This is a genomic window from Serratia sp. JSRIV001 (genome assembly GCF_019968745.1).
Taxonomy (GTDB): Bacteria; Pseudomonadota; Gammaproteobacteria; order Enterobacterales; family Enterobacteriaceae; genus Chania; species Chania fonticola_B.
In genome coordinates this window covers 5,599,228-5,624,895 of sequence record NZ_CP074147.1, presented here as the reverse complement: position 1 = coordinate 5,624,895, position 25,668 = coordinate 5,599,228, and the positions used below count along the sequence as shown (strand labels likewise).

Genomic DNA, 25,668 nt, shown 5'->3' with positions numbered 1-25,668 from the left:
TCTGACAGGATTATTTAGCTGTAGCAGCAATGGCATTAAATTGTTCGATAATAATCGCGGCGAACAGGGGATCGTTGATATGGTACGGTACCTTGAGCAACCGGCGTTTTGCGGTCTGTACCAGCGTCCGTTCCAGCGAGTGAACAAAAGCGCTCAGCGCTTGTGGATCCCAGAAGGGTTGCCCTGGCGCATCCAAGGTTGAAAAGCCACCCAGCGGTACGACAAAGCATACTTCCCCGGCGCAGGCGTTCAGCTTGTCACCAATCCAGCGCCCTAACTGGGTATTCTCCTGCGCCGTGGTGCGCATCAGCGTTACCTGGCTGTTGTGGCAATAAAATTGACGATTGGCGTAGCGGGCCGGAATGGTTTTCGGGTGACCGAAGTTGATCATATCCAGCCCTCCGCATGACATCACACCAGGGATCTCGGTGCGGGCAATGGCCCCAAAGCGATCTTCGTTGCAGGCCAACACGCCATCAAACAGATAGTCGCACACCTCGGTGGTGGTCAGATCCAATACGGCGTTGAGCAAGCGGCTGTCGATCAGCTTCTCCATTGCCTGGCCACCACTGCCGGTAGCGTGAAACACCAGGCAATCCCAGTCGTGCTCAATGGCGCTGGTCACGGCCTTGATACAAGGCGTAGTGACGCCAAACATGGTCAGGCCGGTGGCAGGTTTGCTGTCGGCATCATCATCGATATGAAAGCGGATGGCGCCGGCTATCTGGTTGGCGGCATTGCTCAATACCTTGCGTGAAATGCGATTTAGCCCGGCGATATCGGTGACGGAATACAGCATGGCAATATCGCTGGAGCCGACATAGCCAGCGACATCACCCGCCGCCATACTCGACACCATCAGCTTTGGCAGGCCGATGGGCAACTGTTGCATGGCGGGCGTGATGATCGCGGTGCCACCAGACCCGCCCAAACCGAGCAGCGCAGCAACATCACGACGTGAGAGCATGAAGCGCTCAAAAGCGATAGCCATGGCCGCAATCGCCTGCCCGCGATTAGCACAAAAAACGGCTTGCTCACCTTCCGGATGGTAACCCGCGATCTCATGCGCAGAAACGTCCGCATGATACAGAGAAGGCTTACCGGAAGTGGAGAGATCGAGGGTGATGACGGGTAAATCGAGATTGGCGATCAGATGACGGACATATTCCAGTTCTTGTCCTTTAGTATCTGCTGTGGTAGCAATATAGACAAAACCCGGGGTGCTGCTCATCATCTGTTCCTGAAAAAGGTTCAGACAAAGGCCTGAACAAATTGATTTTAATGCTATTTTTTATAGTAGGTGGTGAACCCTGGTGTCGGACAATAAGGTACTATCGTTTATTTGTTGGTCATAATGAGACTGCCGTATCATTTTTGCAAGCATTAATTTGTTTAAAGTGAGACTTGAGTCCCGTTTTTGGCTATCTTAGCTGTAATTTTTTACGTTGCCGATGGGCCAGGATCTGTCGGTGAGGCTGTCTATCGTATTGACTCCAAGGCTGGAAGATACGAGGAAGTTCGAGGAAAACGTGCCAATATCCGCATTTCCCGCTCCACGGGATGAATCTTTGACACATACTCGTGCCAAAACCCGCAGCTTGCTGCTGGCCTGTGCGATGGAGCTCTACGATGGTGGAGTCTTCCCTTCGATTACTGAGCTAGCGGCGCATGCGCAGGTCTCTCGTGCCACCGCTTATCGCTATTTTCCCACCCAAAGTGCCCTGATCTCCGCCGTTGTGGCGAAAAGCCTGGGGCCGATCCTTGAATGGCAACCGCAGGATAACGATGCGCTCAAGCGCATTCATCAACTGTTGGCGTTTGCCTACCCGCAGATGGAGCAGCATGAAGGCGCGCTACGTGCGGCGTTACAGCTATCGCTCCAGCAATGGGCTAACGCGACGCCGGGCGAAAAGTTTGTGCGTGGCAATCGCAAGCGGCTGTTGAAGCTGGCGGTTGAGCCCTTGCAGAACAAACTCCCTGCTGAAGCCCTGCAACGCGTGATCCACGCCTTTTCGCTGATTTATGGTTCCGAGGTGTTCCTGGTGCTGAAGGACATTTGGGGTTTAGAGCTCGATGATATTCAGGATGTAACCCAGTGGATGGCCAAAGCCATCATTCGTCAGGCTGAAGAAGATGCCAGAGTTGAGGGATAATCCGCGAACGAGTGACGGGCCGGGGAGTGCTCTCCGGCCTTTTCATTGGTTTTTTGGCAAATAAAAAACCGGAACCCTTGCGGGCCCCGGCTTAACGAGGGGTGAAGCAATTAACTCTGCGGTTAAACTTGCTCAGCTTGCAACTCCCTGTTGATACTTTAATCAGGTGTTGTGGCCGGCTTATAATTTCCCTGGTGTTGGTATGGTTATTACTAACTTATCGTTCTACTATCGTTTTTATAATACATCACTTCTGATACCATGTTTGACCATAAAAGATGGTATGTCAAGCAAGCTATTAGGCTAAGATTGTATAGTATGCGAGATTTCGATAACGTTTTTGTACGGATGGGTGTCAAAGCGACTGAAAAATCAGCGAGATATATCGAAGGATAACATGTTTAACAATCATCAAAAATTCGATTCGCAGTCGATTGCAGGCAAGGTCAGGGAACTCTTTTTGCAACATGGGATCGGCAAGCGACAACATGCCAAGGAACTCAGCCGCATTTTGGATCTGAGTTTTTCCCATGCTCACCGCAAGCTGAAAGGCCAGAGCCCATGGACGCTGGAGCAAATCAACAGCGTGGCACTGGCCTTGGGAGAAACGCCAGCCTCCATCGTCGACATTCTCCCCGAAAGCGAGTCTGTTGGGTCCACTGTGGCACAGGATGCCATCTTTTCTGTGGCCGGGGTGGCGTTACCTTGCGTGGCGCACATTAGCAGCGAACTAGTGGGCAGCAAGCAGGCCGAGTTTGTTGGCTTGCAGCAGGATGGGCAGTGGATCGTTTATCGAGCCGGCGAAGCCCCACAGGGCAAGTATTTTGCTGTCGAACTGATCGAGATCCGCCCCGGCCTTAGCGAGGACGATCGCCTGAGCATTGCAGTATTGGACGATGCACATCAGGCCGCTGATGAGCTAACCAAGTATCTCAATAGCCAAGGATTCAACGCGGTGGCTTTCTATGACGTCAGCAGTTTCTGCCAGGCGCTGGCCAAAAGCCCGTTTGATGGCTATGTGGTGGATTGGTTGATAGGCCATGAGACGGCGCAGACATGCATCGAAACCATTCGCACTTCCGATCATGCGGATGCGCCGATCCTGGTGCTGACTGGCCAGTTGGGCACCGATTTGCGTGAGTCAGAGATTGCCAGAGCAATGCGTGATTATGACGTGCTCGGCCCGTATGAAAAGCCGGTGCGGCTCCATGTGATCGAAGCCGCACTGCAACGGTGCTTTAATCTGTAGCGACAAACAGCGACGTGAGTGAGGTGGATAGCGCCTCCATGCGTACCGGTTTCATCAGGTAATCGTCAAACATGGCGCGTTGCTCGCTAGGGAGCAGCTCCGGCGTATAGGCGCTGATACCGATAATCGGGATATTACGGTTCGGGCCACGCTGGTCACGCAACTGTTGCGCCACTGCCACACCATCGATGCCGGGCATTTGCAGGTCGAGCAGCAAGGCATCGTAAGGCCGCCGCAACAGCTTTTGCAGCGCACGTTCCGACGAATCACACAGCTCATATTGATAGCCCAACTTATCCAGCAGGGCGATAAAGGCCATGCCTGCGGCAGGATTGTCGTCCACCACCAGGATTTGCTGCTCTTTTTTCAACAGCGTCGCTGCTGGACGTGGGCTTTGCTCCGGCAACTGTTCTTCACTGATCTCAACGGGGATGCTGACGATAAAGGTGCTGCCTTCTCCCACTTCGCTGTACACCGTGATCGTGCCATCGAGCAATTCGACCAGGCCGTGGACGATCGCCAATCCCATGCCAACCCCGCTGTATTGGCGAGTATTTGACTGATCGAGCTGGGTAAAGGGCTCGAAAATCTGCGGTAGCAGGGCATTGTCGATACCGATGCCGGTATCCGTGACTTCAATGATTAACGAGCTTCCCGCCGGTTGGCTACGCAGGCAGCTGTGCAGCGTGATGGTGCCGCTTTCGGTATATTTAAAGGCGTTGGTCAGCAGGTTAACCACGATTTGCCGAAGCCGCTGAGGGTCTGAATAGACCTGCGCATGGGTAAACTCCACTTCACGTACCAGTTTGACCCCAGGTTTATGGGTCAGCATGGCGATTTCATCCGTCGTTTCGTCGATCACCTGCTGGGCATTAAAGGGAACAATGCGCAGCTCCATCATGCCGCTGTCCAGGCGTGCATAATCGGTGAGATCCTTCATCTGGCTTTCTATCTGCTCGGCGGCGGTTTCCAGCCGGTGGAAGGTATCCTTGTGCTCATGGGATACGCGGGTATTGGTCAGCACATCAATGGCGGACATAATGCTTTGCAGCGAGGTGCGCAGTTCATGGCCGATGGCCCCGAGGAAGGCGTTTTTGGTGCGGATAGCCTTTTGCTCTGCGCGAATGGCCTTCGACTGCTGGCTGATGGTTTGGCGCTGCTGGCGGATGACGATCAGCGTGATGGCAATCAGCGCGATCACCGAGAACATAATGATCACCAGGCCATAAAAGATGATGTGCCTTTTCTCGATAAAATCTTCGTAAGCGCCGGTGCGCTGCTTCACTTCAGCGTGGTCCGCCAGGTTGGCCATCATAATCGCGGAGGGTTTGATCTGTTGCATGGCTTGCGAAATCAGCCCCAGATCTACCTGAGGGCTGTTGACCAACTGATCCAACTGGGTAATTTCATTGCGCATCCGTTCAACGAGCTCGGGATATCCAGGCTCGTGATACAGCGGCAGGGTCGATTCTGACGGGCGGGCGAGCACCGAATAGCGAGAATAGAGAATATCGAACCTTAGCCTCAGGTTATCGATATCCACCTGATTGGTACTTTTTTGCTGTTCCACCAGGGTTTCAAATTCCGCCAGCTTGATGGCGAACTTGGCGATCGACCAAGAGTAGTTTTCCTGCGTACCGGCAACGGCATACAGCCCTTTTTTGGACAAGGTGGCACTGTAGTAATACAGCGTCACCGTCGAGGCGAGCAGGAATAAGGCGGCAAAAATGGCCGGAATGGCCAACCTGCCGCTGTCTTTGAAGCGGACTAACTTCATTTAATTACTATCCTGTTGATCTGCCAAATAAAGCGCGAGTTATACAGCGGAGAGTTGAGCTCCGCGCCCCCGGCATCGCGGGGATAGATCAGAAACAGCGGCCCGAAATCGCGCACCTTTAACATTTCCCCGCCCATTTTATAGGCCAGGATCATATTGTATTTAGCCACGTCCGAGATGGGCACATCAATATAATAATCGTTCAGCGCGTAGAGCGTCATCATGGTGCCTTCGGCCCCCACTTTAGCCAAAATATCTGCCAGCAATACGCCATCGAATTTTACTCTTGGCGTCCACGACGTGGTGGTCGTGATGCTGTGGACCGGCATGGCAAACAGCTCTTTATCGGTAAAGACATAGGTTTTGTTCTCGGCGTCGGTGGTGTTTTTAATCTTGCCGCCAACTTCCAGGGTAAAGCTGAGTGCGCTGGTTTGGGTAATGACCAAAGCCAGCAGGGCAAATGCGGTATTTCTTATTGCGGTCAACAGCATCGGTAGTTCTCCAGACCGGGGATCAGGCCCACGGCAATTCGTTTAGCATCAGGGTAGTAAAGGCTAGTTCGACCTGCTCCAGGTCATGCTTTCTGGCGCTGGCCTGCACGTTGTTCAGCTCGGGGATGGCAAAATAGACAGGCTGACATAAAGGATAGTCTCGCACCCGCAATTCGGGAGCGATTGAGGTAAAGAAGGCGGTGGTTGGCACATCGTAACCAGCGGCAATATGCACCGCAGCGGTATCCGATGTCAGAACATAGCGGGCATGCTTCACCCAGGCCAGGAAATCCGCGGTCGTGGTGGAAAGCGGTTGAATATCCACATAATGCGGATGATCTACCGCGCCAAATCCTAGCACTGGGCAGGCAAATTTCTCCCACAGGGCATTCACCAGTGGCACATGGGCACTGGCCGGAATGCTGCGTAACGGCGTACTGGCGGTGGGGCAAAACAGCACGTAGGGCTTGTTCTGCCAGCGTTCAGGTAATGGCGGCAGACATAGTTTTTGCATCCAGCGGTTGGCTTTCGCCGTAGCAGGAATAGCGGTAGGTTCAACGCCCAGCGCCTGCAGAAAAAAATCGATCATCGGCAACGTGGTGAAGGCTGGCCAGAACAGTTGATTACCGGCATCGATACACAGTTCTTGTTCTGGAATATGCTCTGCCTTCCACGGCAGCCAACGGAGATCCGCCACCACGCCTGCCGCCAGATGATAAAGCTGATCGACATAGTGGGGCGCGCGCCCTGGCCGGTAGATAATAGTTTGCAGGTTGGGATTAAACTCGCGCAGCGCCTCAAGCGCGGTCAGGCCAATAATGGAATCGCCCAGCGTTACGCCCATGCCGTTAATGATGTGCACGACCGATTCGTTGCAATAATCCACGCTGAAAGGGGCCGCAGCGGCATTGCGGATACCGCGGTAGCCAGCCAGGCTAAAATAATCACCGGAAAAACTCTCCTGTTGTTCAAGATCCCATGAGGCGACCATGACGCCGTCTGCCGTCAGCAAACTTCCCCGGTGATATAACACTTCATCCTTTGTTAACACTTCCATTATTTGTCCTGTCTACGAAGGCGTGGCTAAGGCTAGGAGGAATAGGCAAAAGAATGGCAGAAAACGCCGCGCTTTGCAGGTGAGAATAAGCGAAATAGCATTAAAAAGATTGGAGTTTACGCCTTACCTGAATAGCCGCAGGAAGGCAGCCCCAATAGATAAGATGTCATCCGTGTTATTTTCCGCTAGATTGAGGTGATTTTGTGGTCAATGGATAATGATAAGCAGGATAATGAGATGAAAAATAGCGTAATGGCCTTGGTTTTGGTGATGATGGCTGCCACTGCCGTTCAGGCTGAAGAGACCGCCGTGGTGAAAGACAGCGTGAAAAGCGTGGTCTCTGGCGTCATTGCCTCAGGTAAAGATGCTCTCAGCGGTCTGAAAGATGGCGTGGATGATGGCCGTCAGTCAGGTAGCAGCATTGATGGGGCCATCATTGTGACCGACAAAGACAATCTGGTTAAAAATGTCACCGCATCGGTTTCCGCCATTGAGAAAGTCGCGCTCCAAGAATATAAAGTGACCCTTTCCCTACGTAATAAAACCGACAAAATCGTACGTCTTAGCAATCTGAATGAAAGTAAATCATTGATGCTGTTAGACAAGGAGGGGTTTGTTTCACCACTGAAAACCGCATTGGTGCCTGGGGATGCGAATATTACCATCCCGGAAAATGCGGCAGTCCGAGTGCGGTATGTTTTTGCTGACGTTGAAGACACGCCTGCCATGCTGCGCCTTTATGGATTGGATATTCCGGTCCCCGCAGTCGTAAATCAGTAAGCTAAACCATCTGGTGGCCGTGATCGATTGATTCTGGATCGCGGCCTGGCCTGGTAACCGCCCACCAACGTTGACCTATTACCGCCCGTCTGAAAACGACCGGGGTGGCAATTTGTCGTGCCTCCGTTTTTTGACGGGCAAAAAAGGAGCCTTGAATCAGCCAGTATTTGGCCTTGATGGTGGGCGCGCTGGCATTGTTTGATAGAGCGGTAAAGTAAACCAGGGGCCAGATATTGGCTGCTCCAAGCCCTAAAGGTTCAACGAGCCGAACCTAAGCCGCGTGCTGCGATTCAGGATTTACAGGCTCTCCGTGGGCTAACACTGCCAGCCCGGCAGCTTTGATATTTCGGGCCGCGTTGATATCCCGATCATGGTCTTCCCCGCATTCAGGGCAGTGCCAATTACGAATATCAAGAGGCATTTTTTCCATGGTGAAGCCGCAACTGCTACAGCGTTTTGAGGTTGGGAAAAACGGGTCGATAGCGACAACGCTACGCCCCGTCCATGCGCCTTTGTACTGTAGCTGGCGAACAAGTTCGCTCCAGCCAGCATCTGCTATCGCTCTAGACAGCTTTGGATTGCGGAGCATGTTTTTTACCTTAAGGGATTCGACGCAAACAACTTGGTTTTCGTTAATCAGTTTGCGGGACAACTTGTGCAGGTTATCCATCCGGCAATCGGCGATTTTCGCGTGGAGTCGGGCGACCTTTAAGCGCGCTTTGGTTCGGTTTTTCGAACCTCTGGCTTTTTTGCTTAATCTGCGCTGTAGCAACGCAAGGCGTACAGCGTATTTAGCTGTATGGCGGGGATTGCTGGTTTTGAGTCCAGAGTCGGTGACGAACAAATCTTTTAAGCCAACATCAATGCCAACTGTTTTGGCACTAAGCGGCAGTGATACAGGTTCAAACTCACAAAGGCAGGAGAGGAAGTACCTACCGGTAGCATCTCTGGAAAGGGTGACGGTAGACGGCACGGATGGCAACGGGCGTGACCAGCGGACATCAAGAGGCATTTTGCTTTTAGCCATGTACAACTTGCCTTCACGGTCTTTAAACGCGCTGGTTGTCAATTCTGCCGTCTGCTTGTGGCGTTTGCTCTTGAAAGCCGGATATGCAGCCCGTCCAGCAAAGAAGTGAGTAAATGCCGCTTGTTGGTGCCGCAAAGACTGCTGGAGGGGTACGCAGGAGACGTCATTCAGCCAGGTGAACTCAGGCTCTTTTTTGAGAGCAGTAAGGCGCGCATTGGCCTGTATGTAGCCGATTTTTTCCTGTCGTTCGTAGTACGCATCAGTGCGCCAGTGAAGGATTGAATTATAGACGAAACGCACGCAGCCGAACGTCTGAGCTAAAAGCGCAGACTGTTCCGGTGTTGGGTAAAACCGATACTTATATGCACGTTTCATGGATCCACATACTAGAGAGGAAAATGTGATTATGCCAAACCACGTTAGTCTGAAAACAGCCTCCTTTCCTCCCCGGCCTGAAGGTCGAGGTTTCTCGGAAGCATCCTGAGGAATGACCCGCGCTCCGGGGTTATCAAATCCAACCGGATCGTATTCCCCGACGGTATCAAGGCCGGTTATCTATGGGTGGAACAAGGGAAAATAAGCGGTTTCGCCAGCCACTTTTCCGGTTGCTGCATCGACCATAGTCATCGGATCATCATGCCCGGCTTTGTCGATATTCATGTGCACGGCTGGGGGCAGGGTTCGTTCGGCTGCAAGGGCAATAAGGAGTCGCTGAAGTGGATGAACCACGATTTGGTCAAGGCCGGTGTCACTTCTTACCTGCCCACTTCCGGCATGGGCATACAGATTATTGTGCTTCAATTGGCAGAAATAAAACCACCGTCATATTGGATTTTGTCACCAGTCTGAGGCCGCTTGAGCGGCCTGGGTTTGCTGCAGACTCTCGCCAGTTTCACTGTCTCCCTCCATCAGGGATATACCGACGCTTTTGGCGCATTTATAGTGACGCCCCCTTAAAGCTGTTTATCAGGCCTGACGATGTGCTCGTGGCACAGCTAACAGACCTCTTTTCTTGGGGTCAATCATCGATATTCCGGCAATAGAAAGAAGGCAAAAAATATCGGCCGAAAATATAGCCATTAGGATATTGAGGTTGGATGAAAAAACCACTGCGTATCCCTTTTTGATACCAAATATCAGGCAGGAAGGTATCCACTTTTGCGCCAAAAAGTGTACTCTGAGAAAGGTTTACTATATCTTCTACGTAGATCTTATAAAAAGATCCACTTTGAATGTAATCAAACGAAATATCCCTGCTTATAATTCCAGCACTCTCTCCGTTTTCATACAATTTACCTTGTAGGAAAATCATGCCATTACCTTTCTGCATAAGATATCTTAACCTGAGGGAAAGTATTTTGTCATCTTTATGTATATTTACATTTGCGTAGCAGGATATTCTATTGTGCTGAGTGTATAAATACCTTCTTAATTCTAATACAGATAGTGAACTAATGGCAAAAATAGCCATGATAATTAAAGGGATTTTCAGTTTTCTTATGCTTAATCTAGATAAAATTCTGTTGAACATTCGCCACCCTCCTGAAATGTACTATCACATGTGATAATGGCCCGATAACCAATTTGCTGTCTTGAGGCATAATAAACTTTTTCTCCTTTATTGCAGGAGAATTTTTTACTTTTTAAAAATGATGTGACGCTCTCTATGGAGTTAGTATTGTTGGAGAGGTAAATATCACATGGGTAGCCACTGTTCATATGGTGAAAAGTATCAAAGAACCTACCCGAATTTATATTTAAAATGAGTCCTGTTATGCAGCCAAGGGTGAGGGTTAATAATAAAATAGCATAGAAACCTCTTCTCTTTGACTGGGGGGGGTTGTTGGTTGGGGACTCAATGGTATCTTGCTGAGTATCCTGGCAGGCCACCTCATCTATCGTACCTTCCAACGGCAGAGTTCTTGTCTCTACACTGCCTGATGAAAGCTGTGTCTTTAAAATAATTGAGGTTTTTTTTTCTATAACCAGACCTCTTCTATATCTTGTTGCAATTACATCATCCAAGCCAAGTGTTGAAAACGCCTTTCTGATGGTGAGTATCGTCTGGTAAAAGTTATTGTCAGAAGCGATAACGCCTCTTTTTTTCCAGATACTGTCCATTAGTTCTTCTCTGGGGATTATCTGCCCCTGACGTGAGATAAGAGTAGAAAGGCACTCTGTTGCTGTACTTAAAAGTTTAATCTTCTCATCATAATTTTTTGAAATGAGTACGTTTTCATCGGGTATGAAGTATACTTTTTGGTCAATGAGGTAAATGCAGCGATTGCTGATTTCTGCATCTTCTTTATCTACGTCGTTCATTTTTTGCCTTATCAAATCATCACTTAAGTTTCATTTAAGATTGTATGTTGAGCAAGAAAACTCCATTTTAAATTACCTGTGGACAAATTGGTTTATGTTTTTAAAATCATTATGTTAGGCGAAATCTAAGAAGGAGTTAATAACTTTATAGGTTCATTAATTTATCATATGATCGCATTTTTTTAAGCAAAATGCACTTTAGGAAAAATCTTAAAATTATAAGAATCTCAGATGATTATTTTTGATTTTTTTTGATTATTTTAAGTGGTGTTACGATGATACTGTGGTTGCCATTGAGAGGGACCTTGGGTATTTGATGACTAATATGGTGCGGGACTTTCTACCCGCGTAAAAATGTATGATGTCATAATTACCTGCCAGATTTCTGCGTGGTTAAGAAAACTATGTATGCTAAGAAAACAAGATTCATAACATGGAGTGACGATCATTTTTTTATATCTGGCCTGAAATCTTTGCATTCGGAATGGAGATTCATTCAGTCGAGACGTTTTCCATCAGAGAAAAAAATGCGTAGTGCACTTAAGAAAACATCCGAAAATAGTATGTTTATTGTAAATGTAAATATGGAAAATATTCATTTTTTCTCAAAAATTTTAGGGTTTTTGTTAGCGAATGATATTCTAACAGTTTGTTTTATCGACGTTCCTGTGAAGGTCAGGCCGAATCCAAAGGGAAGTGTGTTTTTTTTATCCTCAAAAACGGAAGTTTCTGAAGTTGTAAGCTTTATTAACGATGTTAAAACCAATAGAGCGGATAAAAGACACGTTAGAGAAAAAATGTTTTTGTGGCAACGGTTTACTGCTGACGAGGTCAGTATCATGCGCTCGATGATTAATGACGGTATGGACATCAATAGAGTCTCTAAAGTGCTGCTGATGAATTCAAAAACCGTTTATAGGAAAAGGAATAATGCATTATATAAAGCCGGGCTGTCTAATCTTAATGACTTAAGTATGCTTTTGTTTAAGTTTCTCTGGCTTTCTGATAAGGCATTAAATCATCATTAATTCATTCAGGTAAGTAACATCGTTACTCACTGAGTACATGATGTTTTGAAATGGTATTTTCAAGAATTCCGTATAGTTATATGGATATGCACCACACCACCTTAGTTTAAATAAGGTTATTCACTCATATGTTTAAAGGAATACACATGAAAATTAATAAACTGGGCGCCATTGCACTGTCAATCCTGGCCTTGAACTCTACATCCGTATTGGCTGCGGAAGCTGGTGCGACGAAGAGCATTGTGAATGGAGGTAAGGTTTATTTTAAAGGGGAAGTAATTAACGCAGCTTGTGCTGTAGACGCGGGCTCTATCGATCAGACCGTTCAGTTAGGCCAAGTGCGTTCCGCAAAACTGGCTAAAGCAGGCGACACCAGTCCGGCGGTTGGCTTCAATATTCAGCTTAACGATTGCGATACTGCTGTTTCGACTAAAGCTTCTATTGCTTTCTCCGGTACAGCGGTTGACAGCACTAACACTACCGTACTTGCAACGCAGAGTTCAACTTCCGGTGGGGCAAAGAATATCGGTGTACAGATCCTTGATAAAACGGGTACTCCGCTGGTATTGGATGGCTCAACTTTCAGCACTGCGATGGCTCTGAATGATGGCAGTACGGCTGTTCCTTTCCAGGCTCGTTTCTACGCTACTGGTGCAGCAACGGCCGGTACTGTCAGTGCTGATGCCTCCTTTAAGGTGCAATACGAGTAATCCATTTGCCAGGCAAGGAGGCATTCAGGGCCAGGATGGCCCGTTATACGCAATAAAACTGGGATGATAACGATGCAGAAAGTGAAATCGGTATTCTGCTATCTGTTTTAGGTAATTGCTTGAGCATCACCTTACCCAAGGGAGCCGCCAGTATTGGCTCTCTCTGAACTACCAATAAGAAACAGAAAATAACGACGAATAAAAAGGGAAATATGTGAGAAAAATACTGGAGATAACGCGCTGCTTATTCGTGGGATGTTTGATAATTGCCGCCACCGGCTTTTCCGTGCGTAGCGAAGCGAGTGTAGCGCTGGGGACCACCCGGGTTATCTATCCGGCGGGCCAGAAACAGGTTGCGCTTGCGGTCACCAATAATGAGCAGGACAGCACCTACCTTATTCAATCATGGGTGGAAAATGCTGAAGGTGGCAAAGACGGTCGCTTTGTCATCACTCCACCGCTGTTTGCCATGCAGGGTAAAAAAGAGAACACCCTGCGCATTATCGATGCCACTAATAATCAGCTACCGCAGGATCGGGAAAGCCTGTTTTGGGTAAACGTTAAAGCGATCCCATCGATGGATAAATCGAAGCTGAGTGAAAACACGCTGCAATTGGCAATCATCAGCCGTATCAAGCTCTATTATCGCCCAGGGAAACTGAGCCTGCCGCCGGAGTTGGCAGCGGAAAAACTGACATTCAGCCGTAGTGGCTCAACGCTGACGCTTCACAACCCTACTCCCTATTACCTGACGGTCACGGAGCTGAAGGCTGGGAACCAGGTGCTGGAAAATGCGCTGGTACCACCGATGGGTAAAGCTTCGGTGACGCTTCCTGCCAACGCTGGCGGCGAAATCACCTACCAGACGATTAATGACTATGGCGCATTGACTCCAAAAATGACGGGCGCACAGCAATAACCAACAGGGAAGATCCCAGCGGTTTGTTCCCTGGGTATAAAGAAAGAACTGACAGCCGGCCAATTTCAGACCGGAGGGACTATGTCGCAGCTAAAACATGGAACAGGCCATTTAGGCTCACGGTTCAATATGCACTTCAGCCAGTATTCGGGGCGTTTTTTTATCGCCTTATTGGCGACGATACCGACATATACAACACCAGCCGAGCTTTACTTTAATCCCCGTTTTCTGGCGGACGATCCTGCTGCTGTGGCAGATCTTTCCGGGTTTGAAAATGGTCAGGAAGTGCCGCCTGATACTTATCGAGTAGATATCTATCTTAACGACGACTTTATGACCACTCGTGATGTTGCCTTTAGTGCGGGTGAAAACGGTCTCGGTCTGGTTCCGTGCCTGACCGGCAGCCAGCTCGTTGGCATGGGCGTCAATACCTCCGTAGTCAGTGGTATGGATACGTTCGCGCCAGACGCCTGTGTCCCCTTGACCGATATGATCGAGGGGGCCACAAGCCGTTTCGACGTCGGCCAGCAACGTCTTTATCTGACCGTACCACAGGCCTTTATGGGTAACCGTGTGCGTGGTTATATTCCGCCTGAGCTCTGGGATGAAGGGATTACTGCCGGCCTGCTGAACTACAACTTTACCGGTAATAATATTGGTGATGGCAGAAATAATGCTTATCTGAACCTGCAAAGTGGATTGAACATGGGCTCCTGGCGGTTGCGCGACAATACCATTTGGAGCTACAGCAGAGGTGGTTCATCCGACAGTAAAAATCAGTGGCAACACATCAATACCTGGATAGAGCGCGGTATTACCTTACTACGCTCACGTCTGACGGTGGGTGACAGCTATACCAGCAGCGACATTCTTGGCGGCATTAACTTCCGTGGTGCGCAGTTGGTCTCCGATGACAATATGCTGCCAGAAAGCCAGAGGGGCTTTGCGCCGGTTATTCATGGTATTGCCCGTAGTACGGCACAGGTGTCGATCACGCAAAATGGTTATGAGACTTATAACATTACGGTGCCACCTGGGCCGTTCACCATCAACGATCTTTATGCGGCAGGCAACGGTGGCGATCTGCAGGTCACCATAAAAGAATCTGACGGTACCAGCCAGGTATTCAGCGTGCCTTATTCCTCTGTGCCGATGTTGCTGCGCAGCGGCCAAATCCGCTACAGCGTAGCGGCGGGTGAATATCGTAGCGGCAGCAGCCAGCAGGAGAAACCCAAATTCATCCAGAGTACGCTGATGCACGGTATGCCGGCAGGCTGGACGCTGTACGGTGGCACCTTACTGGCGAATCGCTATCGTGCGTTTAACTTTGGGTTCGGCAAGAATATCGGCGATTTCGGTGCCTTCTCGCTGGATATCACGCAGGCAAACGCCATGCTACCCGACGACAGCGAGTATCAGGGGCAGTCGCTACGTTTCCTCTACAACAAGTCGTTTAATGAGACCGGTACAAATATCCAGTTAGTGGGCTATCGGCACTCGACACGGGGTTACTACAGCTTTGCAGACACCACTTACCGGCGAATGGAGGGCTACAGTATAGATACCCAGGATGGGGTTATACAGGTGCAACCCAAATTCACTGATTACTACAATCTCGCCTGGAACAAACGCGGTACATTACAGGCCAGTTTGACCCAGCAGTTGGGGGGGGCAGCCACCTTCTATCTGAGCGGCAGTCGCCAGACCTACTGGGGGACCGGCAAGGCTGACGAACAGCTGCAAATGGGACTGAATGCCGCAGTGGACAACATCAACTGGACGCTGAGTTACAGTCTGACCAGAAGCGCCTGGCAGACAGGCCGCAACCAGATGTTGGCTTTCAACGTCAACATCCCCTTCAGCTACTGGCAGCGCACCAACAGCCAGTCAGTATGGAACAGTGCCAGTGCAAGTTACAGCATGTCTCATGATCTGAACGGTCGGATGAACAACTTTGCCGGCCTCTACGGTACGCTGCTGGAGGATAACAACCTGGGTTACAGCGTGCAGACCGGTTACGCCAGCGGAGGCGATAGCCGTAGTAACGGTACGGGCTATGCGGCGCTGAACTACCGTGGCGGTTACGCTAACACCAATATTGGCTACAGCCGCAGCGACGGTTTTAAGCAGCTGTACTACGGCGTCAGCGGTGGTGCACTGCTTCATGACAATGGCGTCACCTTGAGCCAGCCGCTGAACGATACGGTGGTGCTGGTGAAAGCGCCTGGCGCGGGCGGCATCAAAGTTGAAAACCAGACCGGTGTTCGCACGGACTGGCGCGGTTACGCCGTACTGCCTTATGCCACCGACTATCGCGAAAACCGGATAGCGCTGAATACCAATACTCTGGCCAATAACGTCGAGCTTGATGATCCGGTGGTCAGTGTTGTACCTACCCACGGCGCGGTAGTGCGCGCTGATTTCAACGTCAGAGTCGGGATAAAAATTCTGATGACGTTGATATACAACGGCAAGCCAGTGCCATTCGGTGCCCTTGTAACATCCGAAACCAACCAGGGCGGCAATATCGTCGACGAGAACGGTCAGGTTTATATGAGCGGTATGCCGCTAGTGGGCAAGGTTCAGGCAAAGTGGGGCCATGGACAGGACAACAGTTGTGTGGCTGATTATCGCCAGCCGAAAGATAGCCTGAACAAAGTGCTGAATCAACTGACGGTGGTGTGTCGTTGATGAAACTTAACCTGTTTAGTGCGCTATTGGCTTGTTACATATGCTCGGCCGTTGCCACCGATAACTCCATTTCTCTTTACGGAAACATCCTGAATAACACCTGCGCAGTGGCAGGTGAATCGAAAGATTTTACTGTCGATCTGAGGCATAACGTCGCTAAACAATTTCACACAGTAGGCGCGACGACATCACCAGTACCATTCCGTATCGTGCTTTCCCCGTGCGGAAGCTCGGTAACGGCGGTAAAAGTCAGTTTTACCGGTACTGCGGATAATGACAACACAAGTCTGTTAAAGCTCGACAGTGGTGCGGCTGCTGCTGCGGGAATAGGCGTACAAATTCTGAATAGCCAGCAGACGATGTTGTCGCTCAATGCCACATCGTCATCAATATCATGGACGACGCTGACACCAGGACAAACCAACGTACTTAATTTTTATGCCCGTTTGATGGCTACCCGGATGCCGGTCACCGTCGGGCATGTCAATGCAACGGCAACCTTTACGCTTGAATTTCAGTGACAGGAAACTGATATGAATATGAAAAATAGGAATGTGTACCCTCTGCTATTGTCCGGGCTACTGAGCCTCGCCAGCCCATTACAGGCTGCTGACGTGACTATCACGGTTAGCGGTAAAGTGGTAGCCGGCCCTTGTACCGTTTCAACCTCCAAAGCTTCTGTTGCACTAGGTGACATATACAGTTCGGATATGATCTCCGCGGGTGCCGCATCGGAGTGGAAACCCGTTACCCTAAGCCTGACGGGTTGCCCCATCGGAACGTCACAGGTGACAGCGACATTTAGCGGGACGGCTGATGCGACCGGTTATTATAAAAATATGGGGACCGCGGGTAATATTCAGATCGAACTGCAGGACGATAAAGGAACCAAGCTGAATAATGGCATTAAAAAGGCAGTATCGGTCGTCGATGCTACCAAGTCGGCAAGTTTCCCACTCAAAGTCAGAGCACTGTCTGTAAACGGTGCGGCTACCCAGGGAACTATTCAAGCGGTAATTAGCATTACCTATACCTATGCCTGATTGATGAGTGTTTTTATGGAAAAAATCATATTAATAATATTATTGATGGGATGCTCTTTTAATAGTTTGGCAACTACGTGTATAGATTTGACTGGTCAGACTATAAGTGATAAAGACGAGAGCGTCGTGAATGTCTATGTTGATATTAGGCCGAGTATTTCTGCTGGGGAAAACATGGTAGTAAACCTTTCCAACTCTATCAGTTGTAAAGATCGCTACAAAATTAATGGTGGGAACGGGAGCCCCGTTTTTTTTTATTTTGCACGCAACTCAGGCTTCACGGGGGAACTATCTAAATATGCTGGTTATTTAGAATTCGTTAGAACTAAGTATTCATTGCCGTTAGGTACCGAAACTTTCTCATATTTTTCTTCTAACTATAATTATACACCACTCTCCGCTAAGCTTATTATTACGCCTGACTCATCTGCCAGAGGAGTTGTGATACCAGCTGGGAGCAATTTTGCTGTTTTGTATGTGCATATGATGGATAGAGGCCCTGATAATAACGGCCCTGTAACACTCGAAACGTACACATGGAATCTAATAGCTAATAACAGTGTCGTCATTCCTACAGGAACCTGCGATGTTTCAGCACGTAATGTTACGGTCTCATTACCTGATTATCCTGCTAGTACTCCTGTGCCCATTTCTGTGAATTGTTTGAAAAATCAACAGTTGAGCTACTACCTTTCAGGAACGACTGAGGATGCCGGCAACACCGTTTTCCGCAATACGGCTTCAGCCTCTGCCGCACAAGGGGTTGGCATACAGATAACGGGCAACGGCAAGGTTATCCCTGCGAACAGTAATGTATCACTGGGTAACGTTGGAGAATCGTCAGTGGAGCTTGGGTTAACGGCGAGCTATGCACGTACCAGTGGGCCGTTGACCGCAGGAAACGTTCAGTCAATCATTGGGGTGACGTTTGTTTACCAGTAAATGTTAGCGAATATTCCATGGCTATTTAAACCTTCTTAACCCCCTGATGCTGGCAGCTCAGCATCGGGAGGCTTGGTTTTTTGGGGCACATCACACCGGCAATTTCTACTTCGATGCTGACTGTGCCCACTCCCTATTCCGCTGTGAGGGATCACAGCGGTTCAACATGCCCCACCACCCGCGATACCATCGGGAATTGTATTCTTAATTGCCGTTCAATATGGTCCACCGCATCGTGCACCGCAGAAATCGACAAGGCTGGAAGGGCCCGACAGTGAAAATTCACAATCACGCCCTGTGGCGTTTCTCGCGCACGGATATCATGGATGTCTTGCACCAATCCGCTGTTTTGCGCCGAAACCGTCAATGCTTGTTCAATCCTTGCCAGTTCGCCGTGTTCCACATCCTGGCTAGTTAGCCAATCCAGCATCTGGGGCTCCAGGTGGGTTTCAATCTCGGTATTTTCGCCCAAGGTCTGGCGTAGAGCCTCCTCCACCTCGCTGGCAATATCATGCGCCTGCTCTACGCTGGCATTGGCCGGAACCAGCAGATCCATCCCGATCGCCACACGGTCTGCCAATTGTTGTAGCGAAAGGCTCTGTACCACGGCCCCATGGTTGGCGGCCAGCATGCGAATACGGGTTGCCAGATCTTCATCACTTCTGGCTTGAGGGATGGCAATTACCCTCACTTCCGAGTTGGCGTATTGCTGCGCAAGTTTGGCGGTAATCGCCAGCTTCAATTCCTTGATCCGCTCAAGCGGTAGCGTACGGCATACCCCAACGCTCACCTCGATAAACAGCGTGGCTCCACCACTGCGCAGACGAATATTCTCCGTAGACAGCACCGCGGGGAAGTCATTAAGTATGGCAGCGATATCTTCCCGCGTGCCAGCAGGTGCAGTATCAATCAGGGAATCAAAGGAGCGTTTCCCCAGCTTCAATGCGGCAGTCAGGATAAAGCAGGCGACGATCAGTGCTGCCAGCGCATCTGCACGGGCAAAACCAAAAAGCACAAAAACCATGCCCAACAGCACCACACCAGAAGACAACATATCGGAGAAGAAATGCAAAGCATCGGCTTCCAGAGCCGCGCTGTTGGTGGCTTTGGCCACGCGGTTCAAGGCTCGGACACGGAAGAAATCAACCACAATGGACACCAGCAGTACCGCAATCACTACCGGTGCAGCTACAATCTGGTTGGCCTCACCTATCAGGCTGCTTACTGCTTCAAAGATGATCCAACCGCCAGCCGCCAACAGGAGCAGTACCTCAAACAGTGCGGCCAGATTCTCAACCTTGCCATGACCGAAGTGATGGTCATCATCAGCAGGTTTATCGCTGACGCTCACCGCCCACCAGGTGATGCTGGTGGCTATAAAATCGGTAAATGAATGAATGCCTTCGGAGATCAGGCCAATACTGCCGGTAAATATACCTGTGATAAATTTACCTAACGCCAACAATCCGCTGATAATCATCGAGTTTCTGGCGACGGCCTGTTTTTTATTTTGCATAGCACAGCTCATAGTTGAATTAAAAAAAATCAGCGTTTGGTTTTTACGGAACATTGCCAGACAAAAGCGACGAGCAGCAAGCTTGCGGTCGCTGTCAGCAATAAACAGGAAAGAAAGGCAGTTTGACCGGTGGAATACAAATAAATCTCATTAATACCTACCGAGATCATAAAAATAGCGTACAGCAACCCAAGAATAAAAATTATCATCATTATCACGCGCGGTAAATACCGTCCGTTTATTGCGGTTATTCATCCTCCCCGCAATGATTGATGAGGCTACGGGGAGGATGATGCTAGGCGGATCTTTTTCGTTCATTAGTCATCCCATTTGGTGCTCAGATAGGCTGCGATCAGCCCCAATGAGCTGATGAAAAACAAAAATCCCATAAAAAACATCATATTTCCCATAATCTTATCCTCGGTTAACTGTAATCGATAACGACCTCTGTGGTTAAAAGTAAGTGTGTAACGTAGTCTCTGGCTTCATTCACCGTCCTGGTGCCAGCGGCGGTGAAAAAGTCAGCGTTCAAAGCGTTAGCAATGGCTGACCCGCCTGTGCTGCTGGCGTGGTAGCGGTCATCGCTGAGGAGTCTGGAAGTGATTGACCCTATTGCTGTTTAAACTTCAACAGTGCATCGCATAGGGGAGTAAACCAAAGAGGGGGAGTGCAGAAAGCCTATCTCCGCGTCCAGGTTTTAGCACTATACAACGTATCTGAACAATCTCAGAAGTTACCTTGGGCTGAACCTTAATCCGATAAAGCCTGTCTTAACCTTGGGCATCTCTCGATGTCGTCAGATCAGTAACCTGTGTTTGTATAGGAGCCTCGCCAAACGAGATACTGCATATAACTACGCGGTGATTATAGGCGCGTTGGGAGCGATTGTGCTCGAAAATCGGCATCTCGTTGAGGTTATATTTAAGAAGTTATATTTAAAAGAACGATTTATCTTAATGAATGCTAATTTTGCAGTGATATAAACATTATGGCGGGGATATTCAATTGCCTTAATCAGCATTTATAAGCTGAATAAAAGCAAAAACCGACCTTTTACAGTCGGTTTTACAGTAAGGAATGCACCATTTACCGCATGGTCACGAATTCTTCCGCAGCGGTTGGGTGGATCGCCACGGTGTTGTCAAAGTCTTTCTTGGTCGCTCCCATCTTGATTGCCACGGCGAAGCCCTGCAGGATTTCATCCATGCCGAAGCCAATCCCGTGCAGACCAACAATCTTCTCTTCTTCGCCCACACACACCAGCTTCATACGGCATGGTTGGCGATGCTGAGTCACAGCGCTGTACATGGCGGTAAAGGACGATTTATAGACCTTCACTTTGTCCTCACCAAACTGCTCTTTCGCCTGCGGTTCGGTCAGGCCGATGGTGCCGATCGGCGGATGGCTGAACACCACGGTGGCGATGTTGCTGTAATCCAGATGCTCGTCTGGCTTGTTGTTGAACAGGCGCTCGGACAGTCGACGGCCAGCGGCAACGGCAACCGGGGTCAGCTCAACCGCACCGGTGTTGTCACCTACCGCGTAGATGCCTTTCACGTTGGTGTTCTGGAATTTGTCGACCTCGATGTAACCTTTGGCATTGGTTTTCACGCCGGTGACCGCCAGGTTCAGATTGTCGGTCGCTGGTTCGCGGCCGATGGCCCAGACCAGGCTGTCCACGGTGAACTCTTTGCCGTTTTCCAACGCCAGCGTCAGGCTACCGTCGGCATTCTTGACGATGGATTTTGGAATGGATTCGGTGTGCAGGGTTGGCCCTTCGGTGTTCATCACCTCAACCAGGGTTTCTACAATCATCGGATCGAAGGTACGCAGCGGGGCGTGTTTACGCACGAACAGATGCGTTTCCGCTCCCAGCGCGTTCATCACACCGGCAATTTCTACCGCGATGTAGCCCGCACCCACTACTGCCACGCGTTTTGGCATGGCATCCAGCTCGAAGAAGCCGTCGGAGTCGATGCCGTATTCGGCACCTGGGATCGAAGGATGGCTTGGGCGGCCACCGGTCGCGATCAGAATATGGTCGGCAGTGATTTTCTCGCCGTTGACTTCTACGGTATGCGCGTCAATAAAGCGGGCAAAACCTTTGATCACGTCGACCTTGTTTTTACCCAGTACGTTGTCGTAAGAGGTATGAATGCGATCGATGTAGGCGGTGCGGTTGGCGATCAGACGTTTCCAGTCAAAGGCGTTGACGGTGGTATCGAAGCCGTAATCCGGGCCGTACTGGTGAATGGCCTCGGCGATCTGCGCCGCATGCCACATGACTTTTTTCGGGACACAACCCACGTTAACGCAGGTGCCGCCAAGCTCTTTGGCTTCAATCAGTGCGCATTTCTGGCCATACATGGCTGCCCGGTTGATCGATGCGATACCGCCGCTGCCGCCGCCAATTGCTAGATAATCGTAATGTTTCGTCATCTGGGTTTTCCATGAGTTGTGTGATTCGAGAAGGGTAAGAGTTTAACGCCTGACTGGGGGTTGTCGCAAAGATTGCGTCGATGGCTGTAATAGGCAGAGGCTTGATCCTCTGCCCGGTCGATTTTACACGATAACCAGTTCGGGTTTTGCCCGATCGAGCGCTTGGCGATCGGCACTGCTGATGCCAGTATCGGTAATGATCATGTCGATCTGGCTCATCGACAGTACCAGGTTGAACCCCCTGCGGCCGAACTTGGTAGAGTCGACCACCGCGACTACGCGCTTGGCTGCCTGAGCCATCACGCCGCTGATAGAGTAGCCTTCATTAAAGGTGGTGATGCCGTTGGTGGCGTCCAACCCGTCGGCCCCGACGAACATCACGTCACCGGCAATGCCCTGTAAGGAGAGCTCCGCGATGGAGCCGTGCATGGAGCGCGTCTTATGGCGCAGCGTGCCACCACACAGCACCAGCGTGATGTCTTTATTGTCGGAAAGCGCAAAGGCGGCGGGCAGGTTATTGGTGATCACCGTGATATTGCCCATCTTCACCAGCTCTTCGGCGATCAGCATGGTGGTGCTGCCGCTGTCGAGGATCACCGTATCGCCGGGATTGACCATGGCCGCCGCTTTTAACGCAATGCGCTTTTTCGGGTCTTTAGCCAGCTGGTAGCGTTCCTCCAGGATGACTTCACCGGTGGTTTTCGGTGCCTCGGCTTCCTGCTCCAACTGGCTGCCCGGCCTGGCGGCACCGCCGTGGAAGCGGATCAGCAGGCCTTTTTCTTCCAGCAGGCGCAGGTCAGCGCGGATGGTAACCTCAGAAATTCCGAAGGAATTCGAAAGATCGCTGACCAAGATGCTGCCGTTCTGCTGAACCAAGTCGACAATTTTGTTTCGTCTTTCAAAAGAGTTCATCATCCTGACCTATCGAAATGTTTTGCTTTTATTTTATGCGAAAGGGATATGAAAGGGGAGCATAAAGATCAAGGAGATGGGATTTGAGGCAAAATAATGGCTGCACCAGGGCAGCCATTGGCTAAATATCACTCTTCGCCGAGCTTAAGCATGATTTTTCCCTGCATCGGCATACCGGCCAGGGCCGCAACGCTGGCGGCGTATTGCTGCGGGCGATCGATGCTGGCAATCAACGGCTCCAGAGCCAAATCTGCCGATTGGAACAGCTTCATGGCCTGCTGCCACTCTTCCCCTGGCCACGGGGCCGAATAGTTCATCCAACTGCCCAGCAGCGTTAGCTCCTTGCGCAGGATCTGGCTAAAGGTGCTGTAAGACAGGTGCAGATCCTTATGGAGAGTCCCCACCAGCGCGATTTGTGCCCGCGGCCCGGCGATATCCAGCGCCAGGCCAACCGTTTGTGGCGTGCCGGCGGTTTCCAGGATCAACTGATCAAAACGCCTTTCCTGCAAGCGTTCGGCTATCTGGGCGGGACTGAGTTCTGCGCTGTTAAACGCGTTTTCTGCGCCGATCTGGCGTGCCAGCTTGAGCCGGTCGTCATTGATATCGATCGCCGTGACGCTGCGTGCGCCCATTGCTCTGGCGCACTGGATCGCCAATTGGCCAATGGTACCAGCACCAATGATGATCACCTCTTTGCCCTGACAACCCCCAGCCAACTGAATGGCATGCAGGCCGACGGTGATAGGCTCAATAAACGCCCCCTGCAATAAGCTGACGTTGGCAGGCAATTTCACCAGATTGGCGCGTTTGACCACGATAAACTCGGCGTTGCCGCCATGGCTGCGTGAACCGACGAACTGGTAATGCTTGCACAGCGAATAGTAATGGCGCTGGCACTCCGGGCAGTTAAAGCATGGCAACAAAGGAACGCAGGCCACGGCATCATGCTGTTGCAGATCGGTAACCCGATCGCCACAGGCCACGACCCGGCCACTGAACTCATGCCCCAGGGTAATCGGGTAGAAATGCGCTCCCTTGGCGAATATGCGGGGGATATCCGAACCGCATAGCCCGGAATAAGCCACCCGAACCAACACCTCATCGGCGGCCTCAATAGCAGGGGCGGGGCGTTCTTCAACGCGCACTTCTCCCTCCGTGTGGATCACGACTGATTGCATAACTTGAACTCCGTAGAAATAGAGAGGGGGGAGATAAGCTCCCCCGAAGGATCAGGACATAGCGTTGAGGCTTTGGGCGGCCTGTTGCTTGGCGGTGGCTTCAGCCTGGGCAAATTGACGGGCACGGCGCCAGGTGAGGAACACCCCAATGGCGTAAATGACGCCGATAACCACCAGACCCACCACGTTTTGCCAGGTGAGCAGTTGGATCAGCAGGTAGGTGATCGGTGAGCCGCCTTGGTCCATGGAGGCCACCACTCCGCCCGCTTTCAGGGCACCGGCATTGGCCGCCAGTTGGGTATGTAGCCCGATGGTTTGGGTCGCGATCCACAGCGTGATGCTCATGATGATAAAGCCCGAGATCAGCGTGCGGAACAGGTTGCCCTGATGTACCGCGACGGCGAGGGCCACAAAGAAGCCGATGGTTGCCAGATCGCCGAACGGCAGCACCTGGTTACCTGGGACGATCACGGCGATCAGAATGGTCAGCGGGATAAAGATCAGGCTGGCGGAGACCACGGCGGTATGGCCCAGCAGCAGCGCCGGATCGAGGCCGATAAGGAACTCCTGGCCACCAAAGCGTGCTTGCAGGCGTTTACGAGCGTGCTTGGCGATCGGCGTCAGGCCATCCATGATCGGTTTGATCACCCGTGGCATCAGCAGCATCACGGCAGCGGTTTTCACCGCCAGTTGCAGAATGCCCTTCAGGTCATAACCGGCCAGCGCACCGATAATCAGCCCCATCACAAAGCCGACGGTCACCGGCTCGCCGAACGGGCCAAAGCGTTTCTGTACGTCGTCCGCGCTGAAGTGAATACGGTTCAGGCCGGGGATCTTCTCGATAATGGTGTCCACCAGTACGGCGATCGGCCCCATATAGGCGGAGGTGCCGTGCGGAATGGCAATCCCTTCCAGCCCGAAGAAGTCGCGGGTGTCTTTGGCGAACCAATCCCCCAGCTTGTAGACGAAGGCGGCATGCACCACCACGCCCAGCATACCCAGCCAGTATGAGCCGGTGGCCAGATGCACCATGGCACCGGTAAAGGTCATATGCCAGATGTTCCAGATATCCACGTTAACCACGCGGGTCATACGCATCAGCAGCATCACGATGTTGACCGCAATCGCAACCGGGATGGCGATCAGGGCAATCTGTGAGGCCCAGGTCATTGGTGATGAGCCTGGCCAGCCGATATCCACCACGTGCAGGTTGATCTGGAACTGTTCGGCCATCGATTTTGCTGCGGGGCCGATCGAGTCCAGCATCAGGCCGATAACCAGCCCGATACCGACAAAGCCAATGCCGATATGAATGCCGGATTTAAATGAATCCCCTAACTTCATCCCTAAAATCAGCGAGAAGATGATGATCACGATGGGCAGCATCACCGTAGGGCCGAGATCGAGGATGTAACGCATGATGTCGGTAAACAT

25 protein-coding genes and 1 riboswitch are annotated in these 25,668 nt (G+C 50.8%); of the genes, 11 read left to right on the top strand and 14 right to left on the bottom strand.

Annotated elements, in window-relative coordinates; translation table 11 throughout:
• Positions 1-10: 10 nt before the first annotated feature.
• Positions 11-1,231: a Tm-1-like ATP-binding domain-containing protein gene (locus KGP17_RS26115; RefSeq protein ID WP_202671941.1), complete on the bottom strand. Its 1,221-nt coding sequence runs from the start codon at positions 1,229-1,231 to the stop codon at positions 11-13.
• 385 nt (positions 1,232-1,616) lie between these two features.
• Between KGP17_RS26115 and KGP17_RS26110 the strand changes: the two genes are divergently transcribed.
• Positions 1,617-2,153, top strand: a complete 537-nt coding sequence (locus tag KGP17_RS26110) for a TetR/AcrR family transcriptional regulator (protein WP_223499731.1) — start codon at positions 1,617-1,619, stop codon at positions 2,151-2,153.
• 397 nt (positions 2,154-2,550) lie between these two features.
• Positions 2,551-3,402 carry a helix-turn-helix domain-containing protein gene (locus KGP17_RS26105; RefSeq protein WP_021807381.1) on the top strand — a complete coding sequence of 284 codons (852 nt, stop codon included), beginning with the start codon at positions 2,551-2,553 and terminating at the stop codon, positions 3,400-3,402.
• Here the strand turns inward: KGP17_RS26105 and KGP17_RS26100 are convergent.
• The 3 genes from KGP17_RS26100 to KGP17_RS26090 are packed head-to-tail and all read right to left on the bottom strand — an operon-like array spanning position 3,392 to position 6,727.
• Positions 3,392-5,179 (bottom strand): ATP-binding protein, encoded by a 1,788-nt coding sequence (locus tag KGP17_RS26100; protein ID WP_021807382.1) that lies wholly within the window; start codon positions 5,177-5,179, stop codon positions 3,392-3,394. The two genes, KGP17_RS26105 and KGP17_RS26100, sit on opposite strands and share 11 nt — an antisense overlap.
• Positions 5,176-5,670, bottom strand: coding sequence for a molybdopterin-dependent oxidoreductase (locus KGP17_RS26095; RefSeq protein WP_024527650.1), 495 nt, complete (start codon positions 5,668-5,670; stop codon positions 5,176-5,178). The genes KGP17_RS26100 and KGP17_RS26095 overlap by 4 nt, the downstream gene beginning before the upstream one ends.
• A gap of 22 nt (positions 5,671-5,692) precedes the next feature.
• Positions 5,693-6,727 carry a glycosyltransferase family 9 protein gene (locus tag KGP17_RS26090; RefSeq protein WP_223498603.1) on the bottom strand — a complete coding sequence of 345 codons (1,035 nt, stop codon included), beginning with the start codon at positions 6,725-6,727 and terminating at the stop codon, positions 5,693-5,695.
• Positions 6,728-6,964: 237 nt separating this feature from the next.
• Here KGP17_RS26090 and KGP17_RS26085 point away from each other — a divergent pair, with 237 nt between their 5' ends.
• A complete protein-coding gene (locus KGP17_RS26085; protein ID WP_223498602.1) occupies positions 6,965-7,507 on the top strand; it encodes a hypothetical protein in 543 nt (180 codons plus the stop codon).
• 271 nt (positions 7,508-7,778) lie between these two features.
• On the opposite strand, the gene KGP17_RS26080 is transcribed toward KGP17_RS26085, so the two are convergent.
• The gene (locus KGP17_RS26080; RefSeq protein WP_223498601.1) at positions 7,779-8,909 is read right to left on the bottom strand and encodes an RNA-guided endonuclease TnpB family protein; all 1,131 of its coding nucleotides are present in this window, start codon (positions 8,907-8,909) and stop codon (positions 7,779-7,781) included.
• 186 nt (positions 8,910-9,095) lie between these two features.
• Here KGP17_RS26080 and KGP17_RS26075 point away from each other — a divergent pair, with 186 nt between their 5' ends.
• Entirely contained in the window at positions 9,096-9,383 is a 288-nt protein-coding gene (locus tag KGP17_RS26075; protein ID WP_223498600.1) for a hypothetical protein, read from the top strand.
• Positions 9,384-9,552: 169 nt separating this feature from the next.
• Here the strand turns inward: KGP17_RS26075 and KGP17_RS26070 are convergent, their stop codons facing one another.
• Positions 9,553-10,065 (bottom strand): hypothetical protein, encoded by a 513-nt coding sequence (locus tag KGP17_RS26070; RefSeq protein WP_223498599.1) that lies wholly within the window; start codon positions 10,063-10,065, stop codon positions 9,553-9,555.
• Positions 10,038-10,856, bottom strand: a complete 819-nt coding sequence (locus KGP17_RS26065) for a winged helix-turn-helix domain-containing protein (RefSeq protein ID WP_223498598.1) — start codon at positions 10,854-10,856, stop codon at positions 10,038-10,040. Before KGP17_RS26065 ends, KGP17_RS26070 begins: the two co-directional genes overlap by 28 nt.
• A gap of 527 nt (positions 10,857-11,383) precedes the next feature.
• On the opposite strand from KGP17_RS26065, the gene KGP17_RS26060 reads away from it, so the two are divergent.
• The 7 genes from KGP17_RS26060 (at position 11,384) to KGP17_RS26030 (ending at position 18,189) form a co-directional block, all read left to right on the top strand.
• Positions 11,384-11,884 (top strand): hypothetical protein, encoded by a 501-nt coding sequence (locus tag KGP17_RS26060; protein ID WP_223498597.1) that lies wholly within the window; start codon positions 11,384-11,386, stop codon positions 11,882-11,884.
• A 146-nt stretch (positions 11,885-12,030) separates the two neighbouring features.
• Entirely contained in the window at positions 12,031-12,594 is a 564-nt protein-coding gene (fimA, locus tag KGP17_RS26055) for a type 1 fimbrial major subunit FimA (RefSeq protein ID WP_094982423.1), read from the top strand.
• 214 nt (positions 12,595-12,808) lie between these two features.
• Positions 12,809-13,513: a fimbria/pilus periplasmic chaperone gene (locus KGP17_RS26050; protein ID WP_115159366.1), complete on the top strand. Its 705-nt coding sequence runs from the start codon at positions 12,809-12,811 to the stop codon at positions 13,511-13,513.
• Positions 13,514-13,594: 81 nt separating this feature from the next.
• Positions 13,595-16,204 (top strand): fimbrial biogenesis usher protein, encoded by a 2,610-nt coding sequence (locus KGP17_RS26045; RefSeq protein ID WP_037376506.1) that lies wholly within the window; start codon positions 13,595-13,597, stop codon positions 16,202-16,204.
• Positions 16,204-16,725, top strand: a complete 522-nt coding sequence (locus KGP17_RS26040) for a fimbrial protein (protein ID WP_021807393.1) — start codon at positions 16,204-16,206, stop codon at positions 16,723-16,725. Before KGP17_RS26045 ends, KGP17_RS26040 begins: the two co-directional genes overlap by 1 nt.
• A gap of 18 nt (positions 16,726-16,743) precedes the next feature.
• Positions 16,744-17,247, top strand: coding sequence for a fimbrial protein (locus tag KGP17_RS26035; RefSeq protein ID WP_037376519.1), 504 nt, complete (start codon positions 16,744-16,746; stop codon positions 17,245-17,247).
• A gap of 15 nt (positions 17,248-17,262) precedes the next feature.
• Positions 17,263-18,189: a fimbrial protein gene (locus KGP17_RS26030; RefSeq protein ID WP_094982420.1), complete on the top strand. Its 927-nt coding sequence runs from the start codon at positions 17,263-17,265 to the stop codon at positions 18,187-18,189.
• Between the two features lie 151 nt (positions 18,190-18,340).
• On the opposite strand, the gene KGP17_RS26025 is transcribed toward KGP17_RS26030, so the two are convergent.
• The 7 genes from KGP17_RS26025 to KGP17_RS25995 all read right to left on the bottom strand — a co-directional run bounded on the left by KGP17_RS26025 (position 18,341) and on the right by KGP17_RS25995 (position 25,668).
• The gene (locus KGP17_RS26025) at positions 18,341-19,705 is read right to left on the bottom strand and encodes a cation-efflux pump (RefSeq protein ID WP_094982419.1); all 1,365 of its coding nucleotides are present in this window, start codon (positions 19,703-19,705) and stop codon (positions 18,341-18,343) included.
• Positions 19,706-19,855: 150 nt separating this feature from the next.
• Positions 19,856-20,023 (bottom strand): hypothetical protein, encoded by a 168-nt coding sequence (locus tag KGP17_RS26020; protein WP_181817539.1) that lies wholly within the window; start codon positions 20,021-20,023, stop codon positions 19,856-19,858.
• Positions 20,023-20,103 carry a protein MgtS gene (gene mgtS, locus KGP17_RS26015; protein ID WP_257013771.1) on the bottom strand — a complete coding sequence of 27 codons (81 nt, stop codon included), beginning with the start codon at positions 20,101-20,103 and terminating at the stop codon, positions 20,023-20,025. Before mgtS ends, KGP17_RS26020 begins: the two co-directional genes overlap by 1 nt.
• Before the next feature lie 277 nt (positions 20,104-20,380).
• Positions 20,381-20,552: riboswitch (M-box (ykoK) riboswitch) on the bottom strand.
• A gap of 239 nt (positions 20,553-20,791) precedes the next feature.
• Complete coding sequence (gorA, locus tag KGP17_RS26010; protein ID WP_021181790.1) at positions 20,792-22,144, bottom strand: glutathione-disulfide reductase; 1,353 nt, start codon at positions 22,142-22,144, stop codon at positions 20,792-20,794.
• 123 nt (positions 22,145-22,267) lie between these two features.
• Complete coding sequence (locus KGP17_RS26005) at positions 22,268-23,056, bottom strand: DeoR/GlpR family DNA-binding transcription regulator (RefSeq protein ID WP_059199417.1); 789 nt, start codon at positions 23,054-23,056, stop codon at positions 22,268-22,270.
• Positions 23,057-23,184: 128 nt separating this feature from the next.
• Positions 23,185-24,234, bottom strand: coding sequence for a galactitol-1-phosphate 5-dehydrogenase (gene gatD, locus KGP17_RS26000; protein ID WP_059199418.1), 1,050 nt, complete (start codon positions 24,232-24,234; stop codon positions 23,185-23,187).
• A 51-nt stretch (positions 24,235-24,285) separates the two neighbouring features.
• A complete protein-coding gene (locus tag KGP17_RS25995) occupies positions 24,286-25,668 on the bottom strand; it encodes a galactitol-specific PTS transporter subunit IIC (RefSeq protein WP_021807401.1) in 1,383 nt (460 codons plus the stop codon).

What these genes read in the sequence shown, in the direction of transcription:
- KGP17_RS26005 (WP_059199417.1), bottom strand. Translation starts at nt 23,056, where the DNA reads ATGAACTCTTTTGAAAGACGAAACAAAATTGTCGACTTGGTTCAGCAG.
- KGP17_RS26080 (WP_223498601.1), bottom strand. Translation starts at nt 8,909, where the DNA reads ATGAAACGTGCATATAAGTATCGGTTTTACCCAACACCGGAACAGTCT.
- mgtS (WP_257013771.1), bottom strand. Translation starts at nt 20,103, where the DNA reads ATGTTTTTTATGGGATTTTTGTTTTTCATCAGCTCATTGGGGCTGATC.
- KGP17_RS26095 (WP_024527650.1), bottom strand. Translation starts at nt 5,670, where the DNA reads ATGCTGTTGACCGCAATAAGAAATACCGCATTTGCCCTGCTGGCTTTG.
- KGP17_RS26110 (WP_223499731.1), top strand. Translation starts at nt 1,617, where the DNA reads ATGGAGCTCTACGATGGTGGAGTCTTCCCTTCGATTACTGAGCTAGCG.
- KGP17_RS26025 (WP_094982419.1), bottom strand. Translation starts at nt 19,705, where the DNA reads ATGCAAAATAAAAAACAGGCCGTCGCCAGAAACTCGATGATTATCAGC.
- KGP17_RS26105 (WP_021807381.1), top strand. Translation starts at nt 2,551, where the DNA reads ATGTTTAACAATCATCAAAAATTCGATTCGCAGTCGATTGCAGGCAAG.
- KGP17_RS25995 (WP_021807401.1), bottom strand. Translation starts at nt 25,668, where the DNA reads ATGTTTACCGACATCATGCGTTACATCCTCGATCTCGGCCCTACGGTG.
- KGP17_RS26045 (WP_037376506.1), top strand. Translation starts at nt 13,595, where the DNA reads ATGTCGCAGCTAAAACATGGAACAGGCCATTTAGGCTCACGGTTCAAT.
- KGP17_RS26020 (WP_181817539.1), bottom strand. Translation starts at nt 20,023, where the DNA reads ATGAACGAAAAAGATCCGCCTAGCATCATCCTCCCCGTAGCCTCATCA.
- KGP17_RS26115 (WP_202671941.1), bottom strand. Translation starts at nt 1,231, where the DNA reads ATGAGCAGCACCCCGGGTTTTGTCTATATTGCTACCACAGCAGATACT.
- KGP17_RS26030 (WP_094982420.1), top strand. Translation starts at nt 17,263, where the DNA reads ATGGAAAAAATCATATTAATAATATTATTGATGGGATGCTCTTTTAAT.
- KGP17_RS26035 (WP_037376519.1), top strand. Translation starts at nt 16,744, where the DNA reads ATGAAAAATAGGAATGTGTACCCTCTGCTATTGTCCGGGCTACTGAGC.
- KGP17_RS26065 (WP_223498598.1), bottom strand. Translation starts at nt 10,856, where the DNA reads ATGAACGACGTAGATAAAGAAGATGCAGAAATCAGCAATCGCTGCATT.
- KGP17_RS26070 (WP_223498599.1), bottom strand. Translation starts at nt 10,065, where the DNA reads ATGTTCAACAGAATTTTATCTAGATTAAGCATAAGAAAACTGAAAATC.
- KGP17_RS26090 (WP_223498603.1), bottom strand. Translation starts at nt 6,727, where the DNA reads ATGGAAGTGTTAACAAAGGATGAAGTGTTATATCACCGGGGAAGTTTG.
- KGP17_RS26060 (WP_223498597.1), top strand. Translation starts at nt 11,384, where the DNA reads ATGCGTAGTGCACTTAAGAAAACATCCGAAAATAGTATGTTTATTGTA.
- KGP17_RS26040 (WP_021807393.1), top strand. Translation starts at nt 16,204, where the DNA reads ATGAAACTTAACCTGTTTAGTGCGCTATTGGCTTGTTACATATGCTCG.
- gatD (WP_059199418.1), bottom strand. Translation starts at nt 24,234, where the DNA reads ATGCAATCAGTCGTGATCCACACGGAGGGAGAAGTGCGCGTTGAAGAA.
- KGP17_RS26100 (WP_021807382.1), bottom strand. Translation starts at nt 5,179, where the DNA reads ATGAAGTTAGTCCGCTTCAAAGACAGCGGCAGGTTGGCCATTCCGGCC.
- KGP17_RS26085 (WP_223498602.1), top strand. Translation starts at nt 6,965, where the DNA reads ATGAAAAATAGCGTAATGGCCTTGGTTTTGGTGATGATGGCTGCCACT.
- gorA (WP_021181790.1), bottom strand. Translation starts at nt 22,144, where the DNA reads ATGACGAAACATTACGATTATCTAGCAATTGGCGGCGGCAGCGGCGGT.
- fimA (WP_094982423.1), top strand. Translation starts at nt 12,031, where the DNA reads ATGAAAATTAATAAACTGGGCGCCATTGCACTGTCAATCCTGGCCTTG.